Genomic DNA, 16,749 nt, shown 5'->3' on the forward strand with positions numbered 1-16,749 from the left:
GATCGGTCCTTCAAGGCGCTGTCAGGTGCCTGGCGAATCGCCAGGCACCTGGGCCTTGATCAGGGGAACGTGATGGAATACAGCACTTGCGTGCTGACCGGGCCAGGGGTTGCAACACCGGTGGCGAAATACTGAGCCGCGAACGGCAACGACACTTCACCGTTTTCAGGGACCTTTGCGGCGCTCGAATTAAGGGCGAGGCGAAGGTCCATAGGGCGGTGAGTGGTGCCGTCGACAATCTGTACTTCAACCAGAGAAGCGGGCTTCGGCGAGGCAGGCGCTTGATTCTTCAAGTTACCGGTAGCCGGGTTGATGGCAGGGCTGCTGCTCTCAAACAAGACGGCCACGGCCGTGTCCTTCGGGCAAGCACCCACTCGCACAAAAAAGGGCGTGGTGCCGGCCGTCTGGCCTTTGGCCTTGAGCGCGCTGGCCTGGACCTTGCTGAGCGCCACCGCGAAGTTCGAACTGGTGCCAGCCGCCGAGCCGGAGCCGCCACTGATACTGCACGTTGTACCGGTGATTTCACCGGTCAGGCTGATCGTGCCATCTGCGCCAAACACAGGCAGCGTGGCAACGCCGGTAGCGGCCAGCAAGGCGGCGGCCAGTCGGATTTTTTTCATTGCGAGTGTTTCCTCATAAGTAGCGTTAACGGGTTGCAAGACGAATTTCAATTATTGAAAGACGAGGTTGTACCGTCCCGCCAAAGTTGGGCTTGAACGGCTGAGAGAGAGGCTGGAGGGGGTGTTGTTCCTGAGTCTCTTACTTTTTGCAACGATGTTTATCTTGCCAAGGTGAAGTGCCCGCAACAACTGACCAAACGGCTAGGTGGATGGGCCTCAAACAACTGAGCACACCGGCGCAATGCCATCTATCATCGGCATACACCTCTGTTTTCATTTCGTTATTGGCTGCCCCTATGCCCCTCACCGCTAAAGGCCCACGAAGCCGAACCGTACGCGCGTTTATCAGCGGAATCTGCGGCGTGCTTCCCGTTTTACTGGGCGTTGCGATTCTTTATTGGCAGGCCGAACGCACCCTTGAACAAAGCACGGACCAAACCGCCCACGAAGCCGTTCGCCAATTCGACTTGATGCTCGACAACACCGCCCTCGCCGCCCGCACATTGCTACCGCTGGCCGGCCACCCTTGCGACAACGGTACGCAACTGGCCCTGCGTGAGCAGGTGACGCGTCGGCCCTTTGTGCGAGCGACGACCCTGTCCTGGCAGAAAAACATTTATTGCAGCTCGTTATTCGGAGGTACTTACCAGTCAGCGGTTAACCCGGATGATTACGTTGATGGCACGTTGTGGCTGATGAACGGCAACCCGGTGACGCCGGACACCGCGCTGCTGGTTTACCGCTTGGTCGAAGGCGATAAAGCCGCATTTGCCTCTGTTGACGGCTACCACCTGACCAACGCCTTGCGCCTGATCAGCCGTTACGCGTACCTGATCCTGCAAGTCGGCCCCAACTGGCTGGATGCGGACGGCAAAGTACACAACACCGCTGTGCCGGAGTATGCCGTGGCCCATCACCACTTGGCCTCTGAGCGTTATCACTACAGTGTCGACGCAGGCATGCCCGACGGCGAGGTCTGGCGTTATATGGAAGCGCGCTACCCGGCCCTGTTCAGCCTGCTGGTGTTCTTCGGCGTACTGGCGGGCATGCTCGCGCACTGGCTGCAAAAGCGCTCGTCCGCACCCACCCACGAGCTGCAGCGCGCCTTGGGTGCCAACGAGTTCATTCCCTATTTCCAACCCGTGGTACGCGGCGATACCCGCGAATGGGCTGGCTGTGAAGTGTTGATGCGCTGGCAACACCCGAAAGAAGGCCTGGTGCGCCCTGACCTGTTTATCCCGCTGGCCGAACACTCCGGCCTGATCGTACCGATGACCCGCTCACTGCTGCGCCAGACCGCCGCGCAACTCGCCCCACATGCCGGGCGCTTCAGCCCTGGTTTTCATATCGGCGTGAACATCACGGCACACCACTGCCAGGATCTGGACCTGGTACAAGACTGTCAGGAGTTTCTCGCCGCCTTTACCCCAGGCCAGGTGACGCTAGTGCTGGAGCTGACCGAACGCGATCTGATCCAGCCTACCGACATCACCCGCCGCTTGTTCGACGCCCTGCATCAACTGGGCGTGATGATCGCGATTGATGACTTTGGCACCGGCCACTCGAGCCTGGGTTACTTGCGCAACTTCAATGTCGACTACTTGAAAATCGATCAAAGCTTTGTCGCCATGATTGGGGCCGATGCACTCTCAAGGCATATTCTTGACAGCATCATCGAACTCTCCGGCAAGCTGGATCTGGGTATTGTGGCCGAGGGTGTGGAAACAGCAGAGCAGTGCGAATATCTCGCGGCACAAGGTGTGGATTTCCTGCAAGGTTATCTCTTCGGTCGACCGTTACCCTGTGAAGAGTTCATTAAGTCCCTGACCAGCCATTGAATAGCCATCTACTGCGCTCGATGAAATAATCTTATTAAAGCAACAACGTGATTTACTCGTGCGACATTAACTACTACAATTTTTCCTGCCTGTGCTGAACTCGCAGAAAGGCCTCTTTCTTTGAGTCACCTTAAGCTCTTGGCTTACTAGCTTTGTCTGCAGTTGATATCAGCCAACTACACTATTGGAGTACAGATTTTGTCCAGACTCGCCGAATTTCGCGCAGCAGAAAAAGCCCTTCAAGAGCAGCTTGCCCAGCTGGAATCCCTGAAGAACGACGCCGGCCTGAAAAAAGAAATCGAATTTGAAGAAAAGCTGCAAGGCCTGATGAAGCACTACGGCAAAGGCCTGCGCGACATCATCTCGATCCTTGATCCAAACCCAGGCAAAGCCGGTGCCGCCACCAATGCTCCCAAACAGCGTCGCGCTCGCGTGGTCAAGGTTTACCACAACCCGCACACCGGCGAACTGATCGAGACCAAGGGCGGCAACCATCGCGGCCTGAAAGCCTGGAAAGAACAGTATGGCGCCGCCACTGTAGATTCCTGGCTTCGCGGCTAATCAAAAGTCACTAGCAAAAAGCCCCGCCTACGCGGGGCTTTTTGTTTGAGGGTTCGAAAACGAATCTAACTACTGTTTCACTTTGTTCACTATCGATCAAAAGGGTGTGTTCAAAGTTTCAGACTGTCGCGCACCGAACTCACTTCACCCTGGCTGGCCTCGTAGGCTTCGGCTTGGCCCGCGTATGAAAAAACATACGCTTTATCGGTATCTACCGCGCCCACCAATGTTTGTGACAACACGTGTCGTCCGTTCTCGGTAATCACGCAAGTAGTTTCCATCGCCTCAAGACGACTCAATGTGGTTGGGTGCATTTTGCTGCACACGCTTTGATAACCACTGCGGGCAAATGCTTTCTGGATGGATTTACGCATGTCCAGCAACACACCCTGAAGATTAACTTTATGCCCGACCTCAATCGGTGTGCCGGTCAACTCCATGACCATCAAGGTATTGCCATTTTCATCATTCTTGATCGCGCGTTGCCGAGAAGCAGCCAGGGGTGTTACCGGCGCGCCGTCGTCGGGCACCACCTCCTCGACTTGCCAGCCGCTGGGCCAATGAATTTCCGGGTCTGCCGCTTGCACGAACGAACCGCCCAAGAGTGGGCCAAACAGCAAACACAAAGCACTCAACAGCGGTTTACGGATTTCAATCATTGCGAAAAACACCCAAGGTTCAAGCGCCAAAGTTTGACGCCCGATACCCGCAAGTCGCAAGCGCTGTGTGACCTTTTCATTTGGCGCAGCAGGCAGGCCTTGCGTATCATGGCCCGGCTGCATGGATGCTTGCCGCACGCCAAGGGAACGCTATTCTCACTTCAAGCCGCGTTTGCCCCATTTTTCTGGAGGGCCCATGAGCCTGCACGATCTGAACACTTTCCCGGGCGTCACCGCCCAACCCGACACCGCTACCACGAACTTCGTGTTCAACCACACCATGCTGCGGGTCAAAGACATCACCAAATCGCTGGACTTCTACACCCGCGTCCTGGGTTTTTCCCTGGTTGAAAAGCGCGACTTCCCGGAAGCCGAATTCAGCCTGTACTTCCTGGCCCTGGTGGACAAAGCCCAGATCCCGGCAGATGCCGCTGAACGTACCCAGTGGATGAAATCGATCCCGGGCATCCTGGAACTGACCCACAACCACGGCACCGAAAACGATGCCGATTTTGCCTACCATAACGGCAACACCGACCCTCGTGGTTTTGGCCATATCTGCATTTCGGTGCCGGATATCGTGGCTGCCTGCGAGCGCTTTGAAGCCCTGGGTTGCGACTTCCAGAAACGTTTGACCGATGGCCGCATGAAAAGCCTGGCGTTCATCAAAGACCCGGACGCGTACTGGGTTGAGATTATTCAGCCAGCGCCGATGTAAGCCGCTAATGGGTGGGAGCAGAGCGTCACTGAATGCATTCCCACGCAGCGCGCAGGAACGAAAAAACCCCATGAGCACTCATGGGGTTTTTCATTTTCGAGCGCGAATTTATGCCGGAGCGGAGGTTCGGATCAGGTGATCGAATGCACTCAAGGAAGCCTTGGCGCCCTCGCCTACCGCAATCACGATCTGCTTGTACGGCACGGTGGTTACGTCACCGGCAGCGAACACCCCTGGCAGGGAAGTTTCGCCACGGGCATCGACAATAATCTCGCCACGAGGCGTCAGCTCCACAGTGCCCTTGAGCCAATCCGTGTTGGGCAGCAAACCGATCTGAACAAAAATGCCTTCCAGGTCGATGGTGTTGAACTCACCGCTATCGCGATCCTTGTATGCCAAGCCGGTGACTTTCTGGCCATCGCCTTTGACTTCACTGGTCAGCGCGCTGGTGATGACATCAACGTTCGGCAGGCTGTAGAGCTTGCGTTGCAACACCGCATCGGCGCGCAACTTGCTGTCGAACTCAAGCAACGTCACGTGGGTGACGATACCGGCCAGGTCGATGGCCGCTTCAACGCCAGAGTTACCACCGCCAATCACCGCTACGCGCTTGCCCTTGAACAACGGGCCATCGCAGTGCGGGCAGAAACACACGCCCTTGGCCTTGTATTCCTGCTCGCCCGGCACACCCATTTCGCGCCAGCGGGCGCCGGTGGCCAGAATCACGGTCTTGGACTTTAGGGTCGCACCGCTTTCAAAGCGAATCTCGTGCAAGCCACCGGCATTTTTCGCAGGGATCAAGCTGCTTGCACGTTGCAGGTTCATGATGTCCACGTCGTACTGACGCACGTGTGCCTCAAGGGCACTGGCCAGTTTCGGCCCTTCGGTCTCTTGTACAGAGATGAAGTTTTCGATGGACATGGTGTCCAGTACCTGGCCGCCAAAACGCTCGGCCGCCACACCGGTGCGGATGCCTTTACGCGCGGCGTAGATGGCAGCCGACGAACCGGCTGGGCCACCGCCGACGACCAGCACATCAAAGGCGTCTTTGGCGCTGATTTTCTCGGCGGCTTTTTCGATGCCGCTGGTGTCGAGTTTAGCGAGGATTTCTTCCAGGCCCATGCGGCCCTGGCCGAAGTTCACACCGTTGAGGTAAACACTGGGCACTGCCATGACCTTGCGCTCATCGACCTCAGCCTGGAACAGCGCGCCGTCGATAGCGACGTGACGGATGTTCGGGTTGAGCACCGCCATCAGGTTCAACGCCTGCACCACGTCCGGGCAGTTCTGGCATGACAACGAGAAGTAAGTCTCGAAGCTGAACTCGCCTTTCAAGGCGCGAATCTGTTCAATCACTTCGACACTGGCCTTCGACGGGTGGCCACCGACTTGCAGCAGGGCCAACACCAGCGAAGTGAATTCATGGCCCATCGGGATGCCGGCGAAACGCAGGCTGATATCGGCACCCGGACGGTTGATGGAGAACGATGGCTTGCGCGCATCATCGCCATCGGTTTTCAGGGTAATCAGCGTGGTGAGGCTGGTTACGTCCTGCAAAAGAGCGAGCATTTCCTGGGATTTCGCGCCGTCGTCGAGGGAGGCGACGATCTCGATCGGCTGGGTGACCCGTTCCAGGTATGACTTCAACTGAGCTTTAAGATTGGCGTCCAACATACGGGCGATTTCCTATTAATTCGGTTTATTGCAGACAAAAAAACGCCCGAGCGAAACTCGCCCGGGCGTTTTGAGGGCGGTGCAGCTTACTTAAGGTGCGGCACAATCCGCCCTGAGGTGTTTCACAGGCTTAGATCTTGCCGACCAGGTCCAGGGACGGAGCCAGGGTGGCCTCGCCTTCTTTCCACTTGGCTGGGCACACTTCGCCCGGGTGGGCAGCAACATACTGAGCGGCCTTGATTTTGCGCAGCAGCTCGGAAGCGTCACGGCCCACGCCGCCATCGTTCAGCTCAACGATTTTGATCTTGCCTTCTGGGTCAATCACGAACGTGCCGCGGTCAGCCAGGCCAGCTTCTTCGATCAGTACGTCGAAGTTGCGGGAAATGGTCAGGGTTGGGTCGCCGATCATGGTGTACTGGATTTTGCCGATGGCTGGCGAAGTGTTGTGCCAGGCAGCGTGAGCAAAGTGGGTGTCGGTGGAGACGCTGTAGATTTCGACGCCCAGTTTCTGGAATTCGGCGTAGTTGTCAGCCAGGTCTTCCAGCTCGGTTGGGCAGACGAAAGTGAAGTCGGCCGGGTAGAAGAACACTACGGACCATTTGCCTTTCAGGTCAGCATCCGACACGTCTACGAAGTTGCCGTTTTTGTAGGCGGTAGCTTTGAACGGTTTTACTTGGCTGTTGATGATAGGCATCGATGACTCTCCGTCAGGGGTTAGTAAGTTGATGAGATGAATCCTACCCACTCTCTCCGACGATGGCTCATTGGCAAACCTGATGCTGACGATTGGTTTTCGCTATCAAGTGACACTATTAATAGAAGAAATCTCAAATCAGCGGTTGGGTGGCCAAGGTCATGCCAAGAAAGGGCGTCGCTTCAACATAGCGCATGGCGGATTTCATGTCGCTCCAGCCGACGTAGCTCATCAACGACTTCAAATCCCAGCCGCTGCGATGGGCCCAGGTGGCAAAGCCTCGGCGCAACGAGTGACTGGTGTATAGGTCGGCAGGAATGCCTGCGCGCTCCAGCGCTTGGCGCAACAGCGGGATGACGCTGTTGGGGTGCAGCCCCTCCTCGCCCAGGTTGCCCCAGCGATCTACCCCGCGAAACACTGGGCCACGCACCAGCGCCGACGCGTTGAGCCATTCGCTGTAGGCCTGCACCGGGCACAGCCGCAGCAACGCCGGGGTCTGGTAGGTCTTGCCGAGGTTGTCGCGGTCACTTTTACTGCGCGGCAGATACAGGCTGATGCCGGCGCCCGGTACCGCCTGCACGTGCTCGATCGTCAGGCGGCACAACTCATCGCTGCGAAAACCGCGCCAGAAGCCCAGCAGGATCAACGCGGTGTCGCGCTTGGCGCGCAGCAATCGCGGCTGATCCTGGTCAATACGTGCCTGAATCGCTTCCGCCTCCAAAGACGCAACCACCTGCTCAAGGTGCTTGAGCTGCAGCGGTTCGGCCTGCTTCTCCTGCGCCGGGTGCACCGCACGAATGCCCTTGAGCACCTTGCGCACCACCGGTGCCTTGGTCGGATCAGGGAAGCCCTGGCTCGTGTGCCACTGCGCCAATGCCGAGAGCCGAAGCTTCAAGGTGTTGACTGCAAGCACCCCGGCGTGTGCCACCAGATAACGCGCCACGCTATCGCTGGTCGCGGGCAGGAACCCACCCCAACTTACCTCAAAGTGCTCAATGGCCGCGCGATAGCTGCGCCGCGTGTTGTCGCGGGTGGCGGCATTGAGATAACGATCCAGATCGCTCATGAAAGGCCTATTCGTACTGCAGACGGGTGTATTGGTGCTCAAAACCGCAATGACACGGGATAATACGCCAATATCCCACCTGTTAAATCATGAATTTAAACGAGATTTTATTCGTGTTACAGTATGTATCTACATAATACGTACCACAGTACTAAATCGACGGAGACTCCATGGCTCGCGGCGGCATAAACAAAGCAGTAGTTCAAACGGCACGCCTGGCGATCCTTGCCCGCGGCGAGAACCCGAGCATCGACGCAGTCCGCATCGAAATGGGCAATACCGGTTCAAAGACCACGATTCACCGTTATTTGAAGGAGCTGGACGAGAGCGAAACCCGGCTGACGATCACCGAAGCGCCCATCGACGACGAGCTGGGTGAGCTGGTCGCACGCCTGGCCCAGCGGCTTAAAGAAAAAGCCCAGGAGCCGATTGACCTGGCGTTGGCGCAGTTCGAACAACAGAAAGCCGCCCTACTCGCCCAAGTGGAAGCGCTTGAAGAGGCTCACAGCCAACTCAATCAGCAATTTGCGATCCAGGCCGCTGCCCTCGCAGAAGAAAGTGCTGCCCTGCAAACCACGAGCACCAGCCTGCAAACCGAGCAAACCCGTAACGCCGGGCTCAGCCAGGCGTGCAGCGATTACGAATTACGCATCAACGACAAGGACGAACAAATTCGTTCGCTGGAAGAAAAGCACCTGCACGCCCGGGAAGCCCTCGAGCATTACCGCAATGCAATCAAGGAGCAGCGCGAGCAGGAGCAGCGACGCCATGAAGGCCAGTTGCAACAGGTCCAGGCGGAACTGCGCCAAGCCCAGCAAAGCGCGATGGTGCGCCAGGATGAAATCACCCAACTGCACCGCGACAATGAGCGGCTATTGATTGAACACCGTGTGACGGCGAAAGAGTTGGCCGCCCTGCAGGAGCAAACCCGCAAAGACCAGGCCTTGCAGCTTAAGTTGAACGAACAGGCAAGCCTGATAGAGAGCGAGCGCACCCTGCTTCAGGAGCGCCTGCGGGTTGCCGTACTGGAGAGCCAGTCACGCCAGCAAGCGCTGAGCGAACACCAGCAAGCCAACAAAATCCTGGAACTGGACCTTATCAAGGCCCAGGCCAGTATCGAGGCATTGCGCTTGGCGGCCGTCGTTGCAACGACGCCAGAGGCAACGCCCGAGACCTGATCAGTCCGCCACAGGCGTGCGCATGGTGACGAATTCTTCCGCCGCCGTAGGATGCACGCCGATGGTTTCGTCGAAATGTTGCTTGGTCGCGCCTGCCTTGAGCGCGATCGCCAGCCCCTGAACGATCTCGCCGGCATCCGGCCCGACCATGTGGCAACCCAGGACTTTGTCGGTGTCGGCATCGACCACCAGTTTCATCAGGGTTTTTTCCTGGCAATCGGTCAGCGTCAGCTTCATAGGTCGGAAGCGGCTTTCAAAGACCTGCACCTTGTGGCCGTTCTTCTTCGCTTCTTCTTCGCTCAAGCCGACGGTGCCGATGTTCGGCAGGCTGAACACCGCCGTCGGAATCATCGCGTAATCCACCGGGCGGTACTGTTCTGGCTTGAACAGACGACGGGCCACCGCCATGCCTTCAGCCAGGGCCACCGGCGTCAATTGCACACGACCAATCACATCACCGATGGCCAGGATCGACGACTCAGCGGTCTGGTAAAGGTCATCCACTTCAACAAAACCGCGCTCGTCCAGGGTGACACCGGTATTCTCCAGCCCCAGGTTGTCCAGCATCGGACGGCGACCGGTGGCGTAGAACACGCAATCGGCCTCCAGCACACGCCCATCTTTCAGCGTCGCCTTGAGGCTGCCATCTGCTTGCTTGTCGATACGCTCGATATCGGCATTGAATTGCAGGTCCAGGCCGCGCTTGGTCAACTCTTCCTTCAGGTGCGTACGCACCGAGCCATCAAAGCCGCGCAGGAACAGATCGCCGCGATACAGCAGCGTCGTCTGTGCGCCCAAGCCATGGAAAATACCCGCGAATTCAACTGCGATGTAACCACCGCCAACGACTAGCACGCGCTTAGGCAATTCTTTCAGAAAGAACGCCTCATTGGAGCCAATGGCGTGTTCACGCCCCGGGATCTCCGGGATCTGCGGCCAACCACCCGTAGCGATCAAAATGTGCTTGGCGGTGTAACGCTCGCCATTGATTTCCACCTGGTGCGGATCAACCAGGCGTGCGTGCCCTTCATGCAAAGTCACGCCACTGTTAACCAGCAGATTCCGGTAGATGCCATTGAGGCGATTGATTTCGCGGTCCTTGTTGGCGATCAAGGTCGCCCAATCAAAGTTCGCTGCGCCCAGCGACCAACCAAAACCGCTGGCCTGCTCAAAGTCTTCGGCAAAATGCGCGCCGTACACCAACAGCTTCTTCGGCACGCAGCCGACGTTAACGCACGTGCCGCCCAGGTAGCGGCTTTCCGCCACGGCCACCTTGGCACCAAAGCCTGCGGCAAAGCGCGCCGCGCGAACACCGCCAGAACCGGCACCAATTACATACAGATCAAAATCGTAGGCCATTTCACTCTCCTCGGCAGGACATCAGCATACCGATTTAGATGGGGCTGAAAAACGAAAAAGCCACCCGAAGGTGGCTTTCTCTTAAAACAGGTCAGGCAACCGTGAATCAGTAAGCCTTGCCAGTTTTGTAGAAGTGCTCGTAGCAGAAGTTGGTCGCCTCGATGTAGCCTTCAGCGCCACCGCAGTCGAAACGACGGCCTTTGAATTTGTAGGCAATCACGCAGCCGTCTTTGGCTTGCTTCAACAGGGCGTCAGTGATCTGAATCTCGCCGCCCTTGCCTGGCTCGGTTTCTTCGATCAATTTGAAGATGTCCGGGGTCAGGATGTAACGGCCAATGATGGCCAGGTTCGAAGGTGCATCTTCCGGCGCTGGCTTTTCAACCATGTCACGCACGCGAATCAGGCCATCACCAATGTCATCACCGGCGATCACGCCGTACTTGTTGGTTTCCTGAGGGTCGACCTCTTGAACCGCAACGATGGTGCAGCGGTATTTCTGGTACAGCTTGACCATCTGAGTCAGTACGCCGTCGCCTTCCAGGTTAACGCACAGGTCATCCGCCAGTACCACGGCGAACGGTTCGTCACCGATCAGTGGGCGGCCGGTCAGGATCGCGTGGCCCAAGCCTTTCATCTGGGTCTGACGGGTGTAGGAGAACGAGCACTCGTCGAGCAATTTACGGATGCCAACCAGGTATTTTTCCTTGTCGGTGCCCTTGATCTGGTTTTCCAGCTCGTAGCTGATGTCGAAGTGGTCTTCCAGCGCGCGCTTACCGCGGCCGGTAACGATGGAAATTTCGTTCAGACCGGCATCCAGTGCCTCTTCGACGCCGTACTGAATCAGTGGCTTGTTCACCACCGGCAGCATCTCTTTAGGCATGGCTTTGGTCGCTGGCAAGAAGCGAGTGCCGTAACCGGCTGCTGGGAACAAGCATTTCTTGATCATATGAGTCCTTACAAAGGGCTGTGCGTACGGAATTCGGCGCAGTCTAATGAGGCCGCAGTCACCTTACAATGGGTCCTGCTGGCGTTGCGATGTCAACATAGAGAAAAAATGTGCGCGTAAGTTCCGCTGATCCTACAAGGGGCATTACCAACGGCACGACAAAACACGCCTTGACCCCTTTGTTTAAAAGGGCTGTAACCGTTTTAGCACGCTTTTCGACGCAAGGCACTGACCTGCAACAACTTGCGCGCTTGCAGGGCGTTTGGCGCTATCATTACGCGCTTGAACCACACCACGAGATTGATAGATGTCAGAACCCAAAGGCGTAAACGGCTACCTGATCACAAAGCGAGCGGACGGCTGGCACTTGATCAACTTCCACGGAGACAGCGTCGCCGGGGCATTTGCGACCGAAAGCCAGGCTGCTGCAGTAGCCGAAGTGTTTGTGGACGAAGCCGGCCACGCGTCGAGCAAAAGACCCAAGGGTAAGTAAGCATCAAAGCCCTTTGCACAAAGCCCCGGTGATCGGGGCTTTTTTGTGATTGGCTGTACCTAGGTGGCAGTTCGCTATAATCTTGCGCAAACGCCCCACGACAGTGTCAGCGCCCCTCCAACACCCTCGACGACGATTCCACTATGAACAAGATTCTGGCACTGCCTGCACTACTGGCGCTGATGGCCGGCTGCACCACCACTTCCGATACTTACCTGAAAAATGGCGAGCAAGGCCTGACCATCGACTGCTCGGGCGAGGCGAACTCGTGGGCCAGTTGCTACGAAAAAGCCGATGCTTCCTGCGCAGGCACTGGCTACCGCATTGTCGGCACCGAAGGCACGCCAGCGCTGAAGGAAAGCGACAAGACCCTGGGCAAAGACGTGGGTAACTTCAAGAGCCGCAGCGTGGTTGTCGTCTGCAAGTAAACCCGATGGCTACAGATGAATTTCAGCGAACTTGATGCCAAGGCCGCGCAGGATTTCGATCAGGTCATCCAGGCGCGCAAATGATTCGACTTCATCGTGCTCATCCACCAGGAAAAAACTGCGACCGCCGCTTTTCTTGAAAAATACGATCCACTCGCCCAGGTGCGCGGGGTTCTGGATGACATGGGTGGCCGAGATTTGGCCCTCGGCATGGCGGGCGGTGACGTGTTCACGTTTCATGACGGTTTCCAGAAAAGACAAATGCCGCGCATTCTCAAGGCTTGCGCGGCATTTTTTTGGATTGGATGACCGACAGTTTAACGGATCTACAAATCGCAGGGTAATGATCCTTTGTCGACAACACCTGACATCAACGCAAAAAAAAACCTGACGCTGCTATCGTAGCGTCAGGCTTTTCTATCGGATTCAACGGCGTGGGTAAGCCTCAGGCTCAGCCGGAAATGCAATCCTCCGCGGCTTTTTTGATGTCACCTGGGCGGATCGGGACATTGGACATGCTCTCATAGAGCTTGATGCTGCTGCCGCTGGAGCGCTCTTCAATCTCGAAAATTGCCGAAGGGTCGGCCGAGAATTTCTGCGGCACAATCACCTGTACACCATCCTTATGTGGCTCGATCTGCGGCGGGCGACGGGTCGCAGCCAGCTTGCGCACCACACACGCAGCATATTCCGGCGGTTTTTTCCCGGAAATGACCACCAACGTTGGCGGGGTCTGCTTGATATCTGCAACCGAAGCACATCCACCTATCGCCAAGGCCAGAACCAACACACTCCACTTCATACTAAAACCTCCGATAAAGACCCTACGACAGCTTAGAGAGTAAATTTCTCCCGCCAATGTAGGATTTATCTCTGAAAACTCGGTAAATAACTGTTTTAAATTGTCGAAGTCGTCGACGACGACCCGATAATAAACGCGCTGGGGCTGATAAACTCTATCTTAACCTACGTATCATTCTGATTTTTCAGAAAAAGCCCTTCTGGAGACACCCCATGAAATTCATCCACCAGCGCGAGCACCTCAACGAGGGCGACATCGTTGTCATCGAATGCTCGCAGACCTGCAATATTCGCCTGATGAGCGATGCCAATTTTCGCAGCTTCAAGAACGGCGGTCGCCACACCTACCACGGCGGCGCCTTCGACAAATTCCCGGCGAAAATCACTGCACCCAGCACCGGTTTCTGGAACATCACCCTGGACGTAGTCACGCGTCGCGCCATCAGCGTTACCCGCAAACCCGCGTTGTCCCACAAGATCCGCATCGTTCGTCGCACCAGCACCAAACTGAGCTGATCCGAACCCACGACAGGAAAAAAGCTGTGACCACCACGACTAAATACGTCATCAAGTACAAGCTCAACGGCGAACGTCGCTTTGAGTTCGCACAATTGCACACCAACAGCGTCGAAGAGGCCAAACAGGCCTTGGCGAAAATCCACGGTGCCAGCGACGAAATCACTGACATCAATGTGAGTAAGGCGCTGTAAGTCATGCCAGGGCCGACTGCCGACCTGTTCGCCGAGGATGCGTTGCAGCAACCTGCGAGGCGCGAACAGATTGGCGAAGAGTCTTACGTACTGAGGGGCTATGCCCTGCCCTGGATTGAACGCCTGCTACCGGAGCTTCGGCAGGTGCTGGCCCAATCGCCGTTTCGGCAAATGGTCACGCCCGGCGGTTTTACCATGTCAGCAGCGCTGAGCAGTTGCGGCGAACTGGGCTGGACCACCGACACCGCCGGCTATCGCTACAGCCCTCTCGACCCGCGCAGCCAGCAACCCTGGCCAGCCATGCCCAGCTCCCTGCGCGAGCTCGCCACGCTTGCGGCAGCCGAGGCGGGCTTCAGCGAGTTTTCCCCGGATGCCTGCCTGATCAACCGCTATGTGCCCGGGGCCAAGATGTCCCTGCATCAGGATAAAAACGAGCGCAGCTACAACGCCCCGGTGGTTTCCGTGTCGTTGGGGCTGCCGGCGATTTTCCTGTTCGGCGGCCCTGAGCGCAGCAGCAAGACCCAGAAAATCTCCTTGTTCCACGGTGATATCGTGGTCTGGGGCGGCGTCGATCGCCTGCGTTTTCATGGGGTGATGCCGATTAAGGAAGGCGTGCATCCGGTCATGGGCCCACAACGCATCAACCTGACCTTTCGTACCGCCGGCTGATTTGACCGCAAGCTTCGGAGTGCCGAGTATGACCGGTGCGGCTAATCTGCCCCTGATCCGTCAAGAGTGCAGGCCATGAACAACGAACACGACCCCCGCTGGGCCGCCATCATCGCCCGCGATGCCAAGGCAGACACGCTGTTTGTCTACGGCGTAAAAACCACAGGCGTGTATTGCCGCCCCAGCAGTGCCTCGCGTTTGCCTCGCCCGCAAAACATCGAATTCTTCGACACCCCCGAGCAGGCCGAGGCTGCCGGTTATCGCCCGAGCAAACGCGCCTCCGGTGACCAGACCCAACTGGCCGCGCACCATGCGCAGTTGGTGGCAGCGGCTTGTCGCTACATAGAACAGGCCGAAACACCACCCAGCCTGGATGAAATCGCCTGCCTGGTCGGGTTGAGCGCGTTCCATTTCCACCGCGTATTCAAAGCCATCACCGGCCTGACCCCCAAAGGTTATGTCAGCGCCCTGCGTGCGCGCAAAATGCGCGACGGCCTCATGGGCGAGCATTCCGTGACAGCAGCGCTGTATGACGCCGGCTTCAACTCCAACAGCCGCTTTTATGAGTCCGCCGATCAGCTACTCGGCATGACGCCGACTGATTACCGGGCCGGCGGCACTAACAGCGAGATTCGCTTTGCCGTGGGCCAATGCTCATTGGGGGCGATTCTGGTGGCGCAGAGTCAACGCGGTGTGTGTGCGATTTTGCTGGGGGATGACCCGGACAAACTGGTGCGTGACCTGCAGGATCAATTTCCCCATGCACAATTGGAGGGCGCGGACCGCAACTTCGAACAGCTGATTGCCCACGTCGTGGGCTTTATCGAAGCGCCTGCGCTGGGGTTGGATTTGCCGCTGGACTTACGCGGTACGGCCTTTCAGGAGCGAGTATGGCGGGCGCTACGCGAAATTCCGCTGGGGAGCACCGCCAGCTATGCGCAGATTGCCGAGCGTATCGGCGCACCCAAATCCTTTCGCGCCGTGGCCCAGGCCTGTGGAGCCAACAGCCTGGCGGTGGCGATTCCCTGCCATCGCGTGGTGCGCAGCAACGGTGAGTTGTCGGGCTACCGCTGGGGCGTAGAACGCAAGCGGCAGCTGCTGGAGCGCGAACGTCAGTAATGCGCTAGCGGATACCGATATAAATCCGTGCCTCTTCGTCTGCCTGATAGACCTCGAAGTCGGTGACAAACGCCCGCGACTCGACACCTGGCTTTGCGAAATAAGCCCAGACCTGTTGCCAGGTAGCAATGATTGCATCCGGCATTGGCCCGCGCGCCTCAAACACCAAATAGCGGCCCGGCTCGATCACCAGGCTTTCAAAGCCTTGCGCCGGTGCAACGGAGGCAACACCCGCCGTCACATCAAAAAAACTACTCGCATCCGATTCATAGCCGCTGTACACCCCGTACACCGGCGAGTCGGGGTGCTTGCCCGGGATTGCCTGGTACAGCCCCTCTTCAAAAAACCGTTGCCACATTGGGCCGATTTTCGCGGTCGCAGGCTGCATTTCATCGGCATTACGGGTCCGCACTTGCAAGCCCGACACCCTGATTGCCGCCACGACCTGTTCCTTGATTGCTTGCAAAGCCCTCTCCTTTCAACGCTTCAATTGACGTTTACGGAATTCGGCGACTTTATGCCGGTTACCGCACAAGGCCATGCTGCACCAGCGACGCTTGTGGGCCTTGGTCCGATCATAAAACCACAGGACGCATTCCGGATGCTCGCACCGGCGAATCAAACTGAAATCGCCGGCCACCAATAAATTAGCTGCGGCTTCGGCAATCGGCGACAAAAGTTGCTCCGCCGTCTGCAATTTGCGTTGGCGCTCCAACAGAGGCGCTCCGGACGCCGGCCAGACCAGCTGTGGATGGCTGACCGCCTTGCGCAAAAAACTGTTGAGCGCCGCAGGATCGCCCACTTGACCGAGCTTGCGTGTCGCGACGAGGTCACGAATCACCTCGCGCAACTCACGAGCGGCAGCGAGTAAGGCGCCCTCCTCAAACGTGGGAAGACGCCCTTCTTGAACCCACGCCAAACGCACTAACCAACGCTGGACGTCAGCATCGGCCTGCCAGAAATCCCACGGCATGCCGTCGATATTCGCCAGGGTATTGAGCATGTCCAAGACCGGGTCATCGGCAAGCACATAGGGTTCCAAGGGTGTGGCTGGGGGCGTAGGGATGGCCATGATTCGTCCTCTTGATCACCGCGCAATCGTAACCGCTATTTTCATGCAAGGGTAGTTACACCAGGCGAATAGCTAACCTGAATTATTTATTTGACAGGTTACATAATTGGGCGCAGCTTTTTAAAAAGGTAACCCGTAATAACA

The 16,749-nt window shown here is 57.3% G+C and carries 21 protein-coding genes; 10 read left to right on the forward strand and 11 right to left on the reverse strand.

Annotated elements, in window-relative coordinates; genetic code table 11:
- Nucleotides 1–59 precede the first annotated feature (59 nt).
- Nucleotides 60–620: a fimbrial protein gene (locus tag ACLBW8_RS05815; RefSeq protein WP_064452518.1), complete on the reverse strand. Its 561-nt coding sequence runs from the start codon at nucleotides 618–620 to the stop codon at nucleotides 60–62.
- Between the two features lie 296 nt (nucleotides 621–916).
- Here ACLBW8_RS05815 and ACLBW8_RS05820 point away from each other — a divergent pair, with 296 nt between their 5' ends.
- Both ACLBW8_RS05820 and ACLBW8_RS05825 read left to right on the forward strand, forming a co-directional pair.
- Nucleotides 917–2,458, forward strand: a complete 1,542-nt coding sequence (locus ACLBW8_RS05820) for an EAL domain-containing protein (protein WP_064452519.1) — start codon at nucleotides 917–919, stop codon at nucleotides 2,456–2,458.
- Between the two features lie 198 nt (nucleotides 2,459–2,656).
- Complete coding sequence (locus ACLBW8_RS05825; protein ID WP_064452520.1) at nucleotides 2,657–3,019, forward strand: histone-like nucleoid-structuring protein, MvaT/MvaU family; 363 nt, start codon at nucleotides 2,657–2,659, stop codon at nucleotides 3,017–3,019.
- Between the two features lie 110 nt (nucleotides 3,020–3,129).
- Here the strand turns inward: ACLBW8_RS05825 and ACLBW8_RS05830 are convergent, their stop codons facing one another.
- The gene (locus tag ACLBW8_RS05830; protein WP_447805023.1) at nucleotides 3,130–3,678 is read right to left on the reverse strand and encodes a DUF4946 domain-containing protein; all 549 of its coding nucleotides are present in this window, start codon (nucleotides 3,676–3,678) and stop codon (nucleotides 3,130–3,132) included.
- A 196-nt stretch (nucleotides 3,679–3,874) separates the two neighbouring features.
- Between ACLBW8_RS05830 and gloA the strand changes: the two genes are divergently transcribed.
- A complete protein-coding gene (gloA, locus tag ACLBW8_RS05835) occupies nucleotides 3,875–4,396 on the forward strand; it encodes a lactoylglutathione lyase (protein WP_064452521.1) in 522 nt (173 codons plus the stop codon).
- 108 nt (nucleotides 4,397–4,504) lie between these two features.
- Here gloA and ahpF read toward each other — a convergent pair whose 3' ends face one another.
- From ahpF to ACLBW8_RS05850, 3 genes are all read right to left on the reverse strand, one after another.
- Nucleotides 4,505–6,070, reverse strand: coding sequence for an alkyl hydroperoxide reductase subunit F (ahpF, locus tag ACLBW8_RS05840; protein WP_447804852.1), 1,566 nt, complete (start codon nucleotides 6,068–6,070; stop codon nucleotides 4,505–4,507).
- A gap of 130 nt (nucleotides 6,071–6,200) precedes the next feature.
- The gene (ahpC, locus tag ACLBW8_RS05845) at nucleotides 6,201–6,764 is read right to left on the reverse strand and encodes an alkyl hydroperoxide reductase subunit C (protein ID WP_053255965.1); all 564 of its coding nucleotides are present in this window, start codon (nucleotides 6,762–6,764) and stop codon (nucleotides 6,201–6,203) included.
- A gap of 133 nt (nucleotides 6,765–6,897) precedes the next feature.
- Nucleotides 6,898–7,830 (reverse strand): site-specific integrase, encoded by a 933-nt coding sequence (locus tag ACLBW8_RS05850; RefSeq protein WP_447804853.1) that lies wholly within the window; start codon nucleotides 7,828–7,830, stop codon nucleotides 6,898–6,900.
- Nucleotides 7,831–8,000: 170 nt separating this feature from the next.
- Between ACLBW8_RS05850 and ACLBW8_RS05855 the strand changes: the two genes are divergently transcribed.
- A complete protein-coding gene (locus tag ACLBW8_RS05855) occupies nucleotides 8,001–9,008 on the forward strand; it encodes a DNA-binding protein (protein ID WP_447804854.1) in 1,008 nt (335 codons plus the stop codon).
- On the opposite strand, the gene gorA is transcribed toward ACLBW8_RS05855, so the two are convergent.
- Nucleotides 9,009–10,367 (reverse strand): glutathione-disulfide reductase, encoded by a 1,359-nt coding sequence (gene gorA, locus ACLBW8_RS05860; RefSeq protein ID WP_432751789.1) that lies wholly within the window; start codon nucleotides 10,365–10,367, stop codon nucleotides 9,009–9,011.
- A gap of 106 nt (nucleotides 10,368–10,473) precedes the next feature.
- Entirely contained in the window at nucleotides 10,474–11,313 is an 840-nt protein-coding gene (gene galU / locus ACLBW8_RS05865) for a UTP--glucose-1-phosphate uridylyltransferase GalU (RefSeq protein ID WP_003212579.1), read from the reverse strand.
- Nucleotides 11,314–11,620: 307 nt separating this feature from the next.
- Between galU and ACLBW8_RS05870 the strand changes: the two genes are divergently transcribed.
- The gene (locus tag ACLBW8_RS05870) at nucleotides 11,621–11,806 is read left to right on the forward strand and encodes a hypothetical protein (protein WP_017734216.1); all 186 of its coding nucleotides are present in this window, start codon (nucleotides 11,621–11,623) and stop codon (nucleotides 11,804–11,806) included.
- Between the two features lie 143 nt (nucleotides 11,807–11,949).
- Complete coding sequence (locus tag ACLBW8_RS05875; RefSeq protein ID WP_053255959.1) at nucleotides 11,950–12,234, forward strand: hypothetical protein; 285 nt, start codon at nucleotides 11,950–11,952, stop codon at nucleotides 12,232–12,234.
- Nucleotides 12,235–12,243: 9 nt separating this feature from the next.
- On the opposite strand, the gene ACLBW8_RS05880 is transcribed toward ACLBW8_RS05875, so the two are convergent.
- Together ACLBW8_RS05880 and ACLBW8_RS05885 are read right to left on the reverse strand one after the other, a co-directional pair.
- Nucleotides 12,244–12,474, reverse strand: a complete 231-nt coding sequence (locus ACLBW8_RS05880; protein ID WP_064452526.1) for a hypothetical protein — start codon at nucleotides 12,472–12,474, stop codon at nucleotides 12,244–12,246.
- A 211-nt stretch (nucleotides 12,475–12,685) separates the two neighbouring features.
- Complete coding sequence (locus ACLBW8_RS05885) at nucleotides 12,686–13,036, reverse strand: hypothetical protein (protein ID WP_447804855.1); 351 nt, start codon at nucleotides 13,034–13,036, stop codon at nucleotides 12,686–12,688.
- A 212-nt stretch (nucleotides 13,037–13,248) separates the two neighbouring features.
- Here ACLBW8_RS05885 and ACLBW8_RS05890 point away from each other — a divergent pair, with 212 nt between their 5' ends.
- The 4 genes from ACLBW8_RS05890 to ada all read left to right on the forward strand — a co-directional run bounded on the left by ACLBW8_RS05890 (nucleotide 13,249) and on the right by ada (nucleotide 15,533).
- Entirely contained in the window at nucleotides 13,249–13,551 is a 303-nt protein-coding gene (locus tag ACLBW8_RS05890) for a DUF1883 domain-containing protein (RefSeq protein ID WP_003173824.1), read from the forward strand.
- 26 nt (nucleotides 13,552–13,577) lie between these two features.
- The gene (locus ACLBW8_RS05895) at nucleotides 13,578–13,745 is read left to right on the forward strand and encodes a hypothetical protein (RefSeq protein WP_447804856.1); all 168 of its coding nucleotides are present in this window, start codon (nucleotides 13,578–13,580) and stop codon (nucleotides 13,743–13,745) included.
- 3 nt (nucleotides 13,746–13,748) lie between these two features.
- Complete coding sequence (gene alkB, locus ACLBW8_RS05900) at nucleotides 13,749–14,414, forward strand: DNA oxidative demethylase AlkB (protein ID WP_447804857.1); 666 nt, start codon at nucleotides 13,749–13,751, stop codon at nucleotides 14,412–14,414.
- Between the two features lie 75 nt (nucleotides 14,415–14,489).
- Nucleotides 14,490–15,533: a bifunctional DNA-binding transcriptional regulator/O6-methylguanine-DNA methyltransferase Ada gene (gene ada, locus ACLBW8_RS05905; protein ID WP_447804858.1), complete on the forward strand. Its 1,044-nt coding sequence runs from the start codon at nucleotides 14,490–14,492 to the stop codon at nucleotides 15,531–15,533.
- A gap of 4 nt (nucleotides 15,534–15,537) precedes the next feature.
- Here ada and ACLBW8_RS05910 read toward each other — a convergent pair whose 3' ends face one another.
- Both ACLBW8_RS05910 and ACLBW8_RS05915 read right to left on the reverse strand, forming a co-directional pair.
- The gene (locus ACLBW8_RS05910; protein WP_447804859.1) at nucleotides 15,538–15,999 is read right to left on the reverse strand and encodes a GyrI-like domain-containing protein; all 462 of its coding nucleotides are present in this window, start codon (nucleotides 15,997–15,999) and stop codon (nucleotides 15,538–15,540) included.
- A 12-nt stretch (nucleotides 16,000–16,011) separates the two neighbouring features.
- Nucleotides 16,012–16,605 (reverse strand): CGNR zinc finger domain-containing protein, encoded by a 594-nt coding sequence (locus ACLBW8_RS05915; RefSeq protein WP_447804860.1) that lies wholly within the window; start codon nucleotides 16,603–16,605, stop codon nucleotides 16,012–16,014.
- Nucleotides 16,606–16,749: the final 144 nt, after the last annotated feature.

The sequence above is a fragment of the Pseudomonas sp. M5A4_2d genome (genome assembly GCF_053345295.1).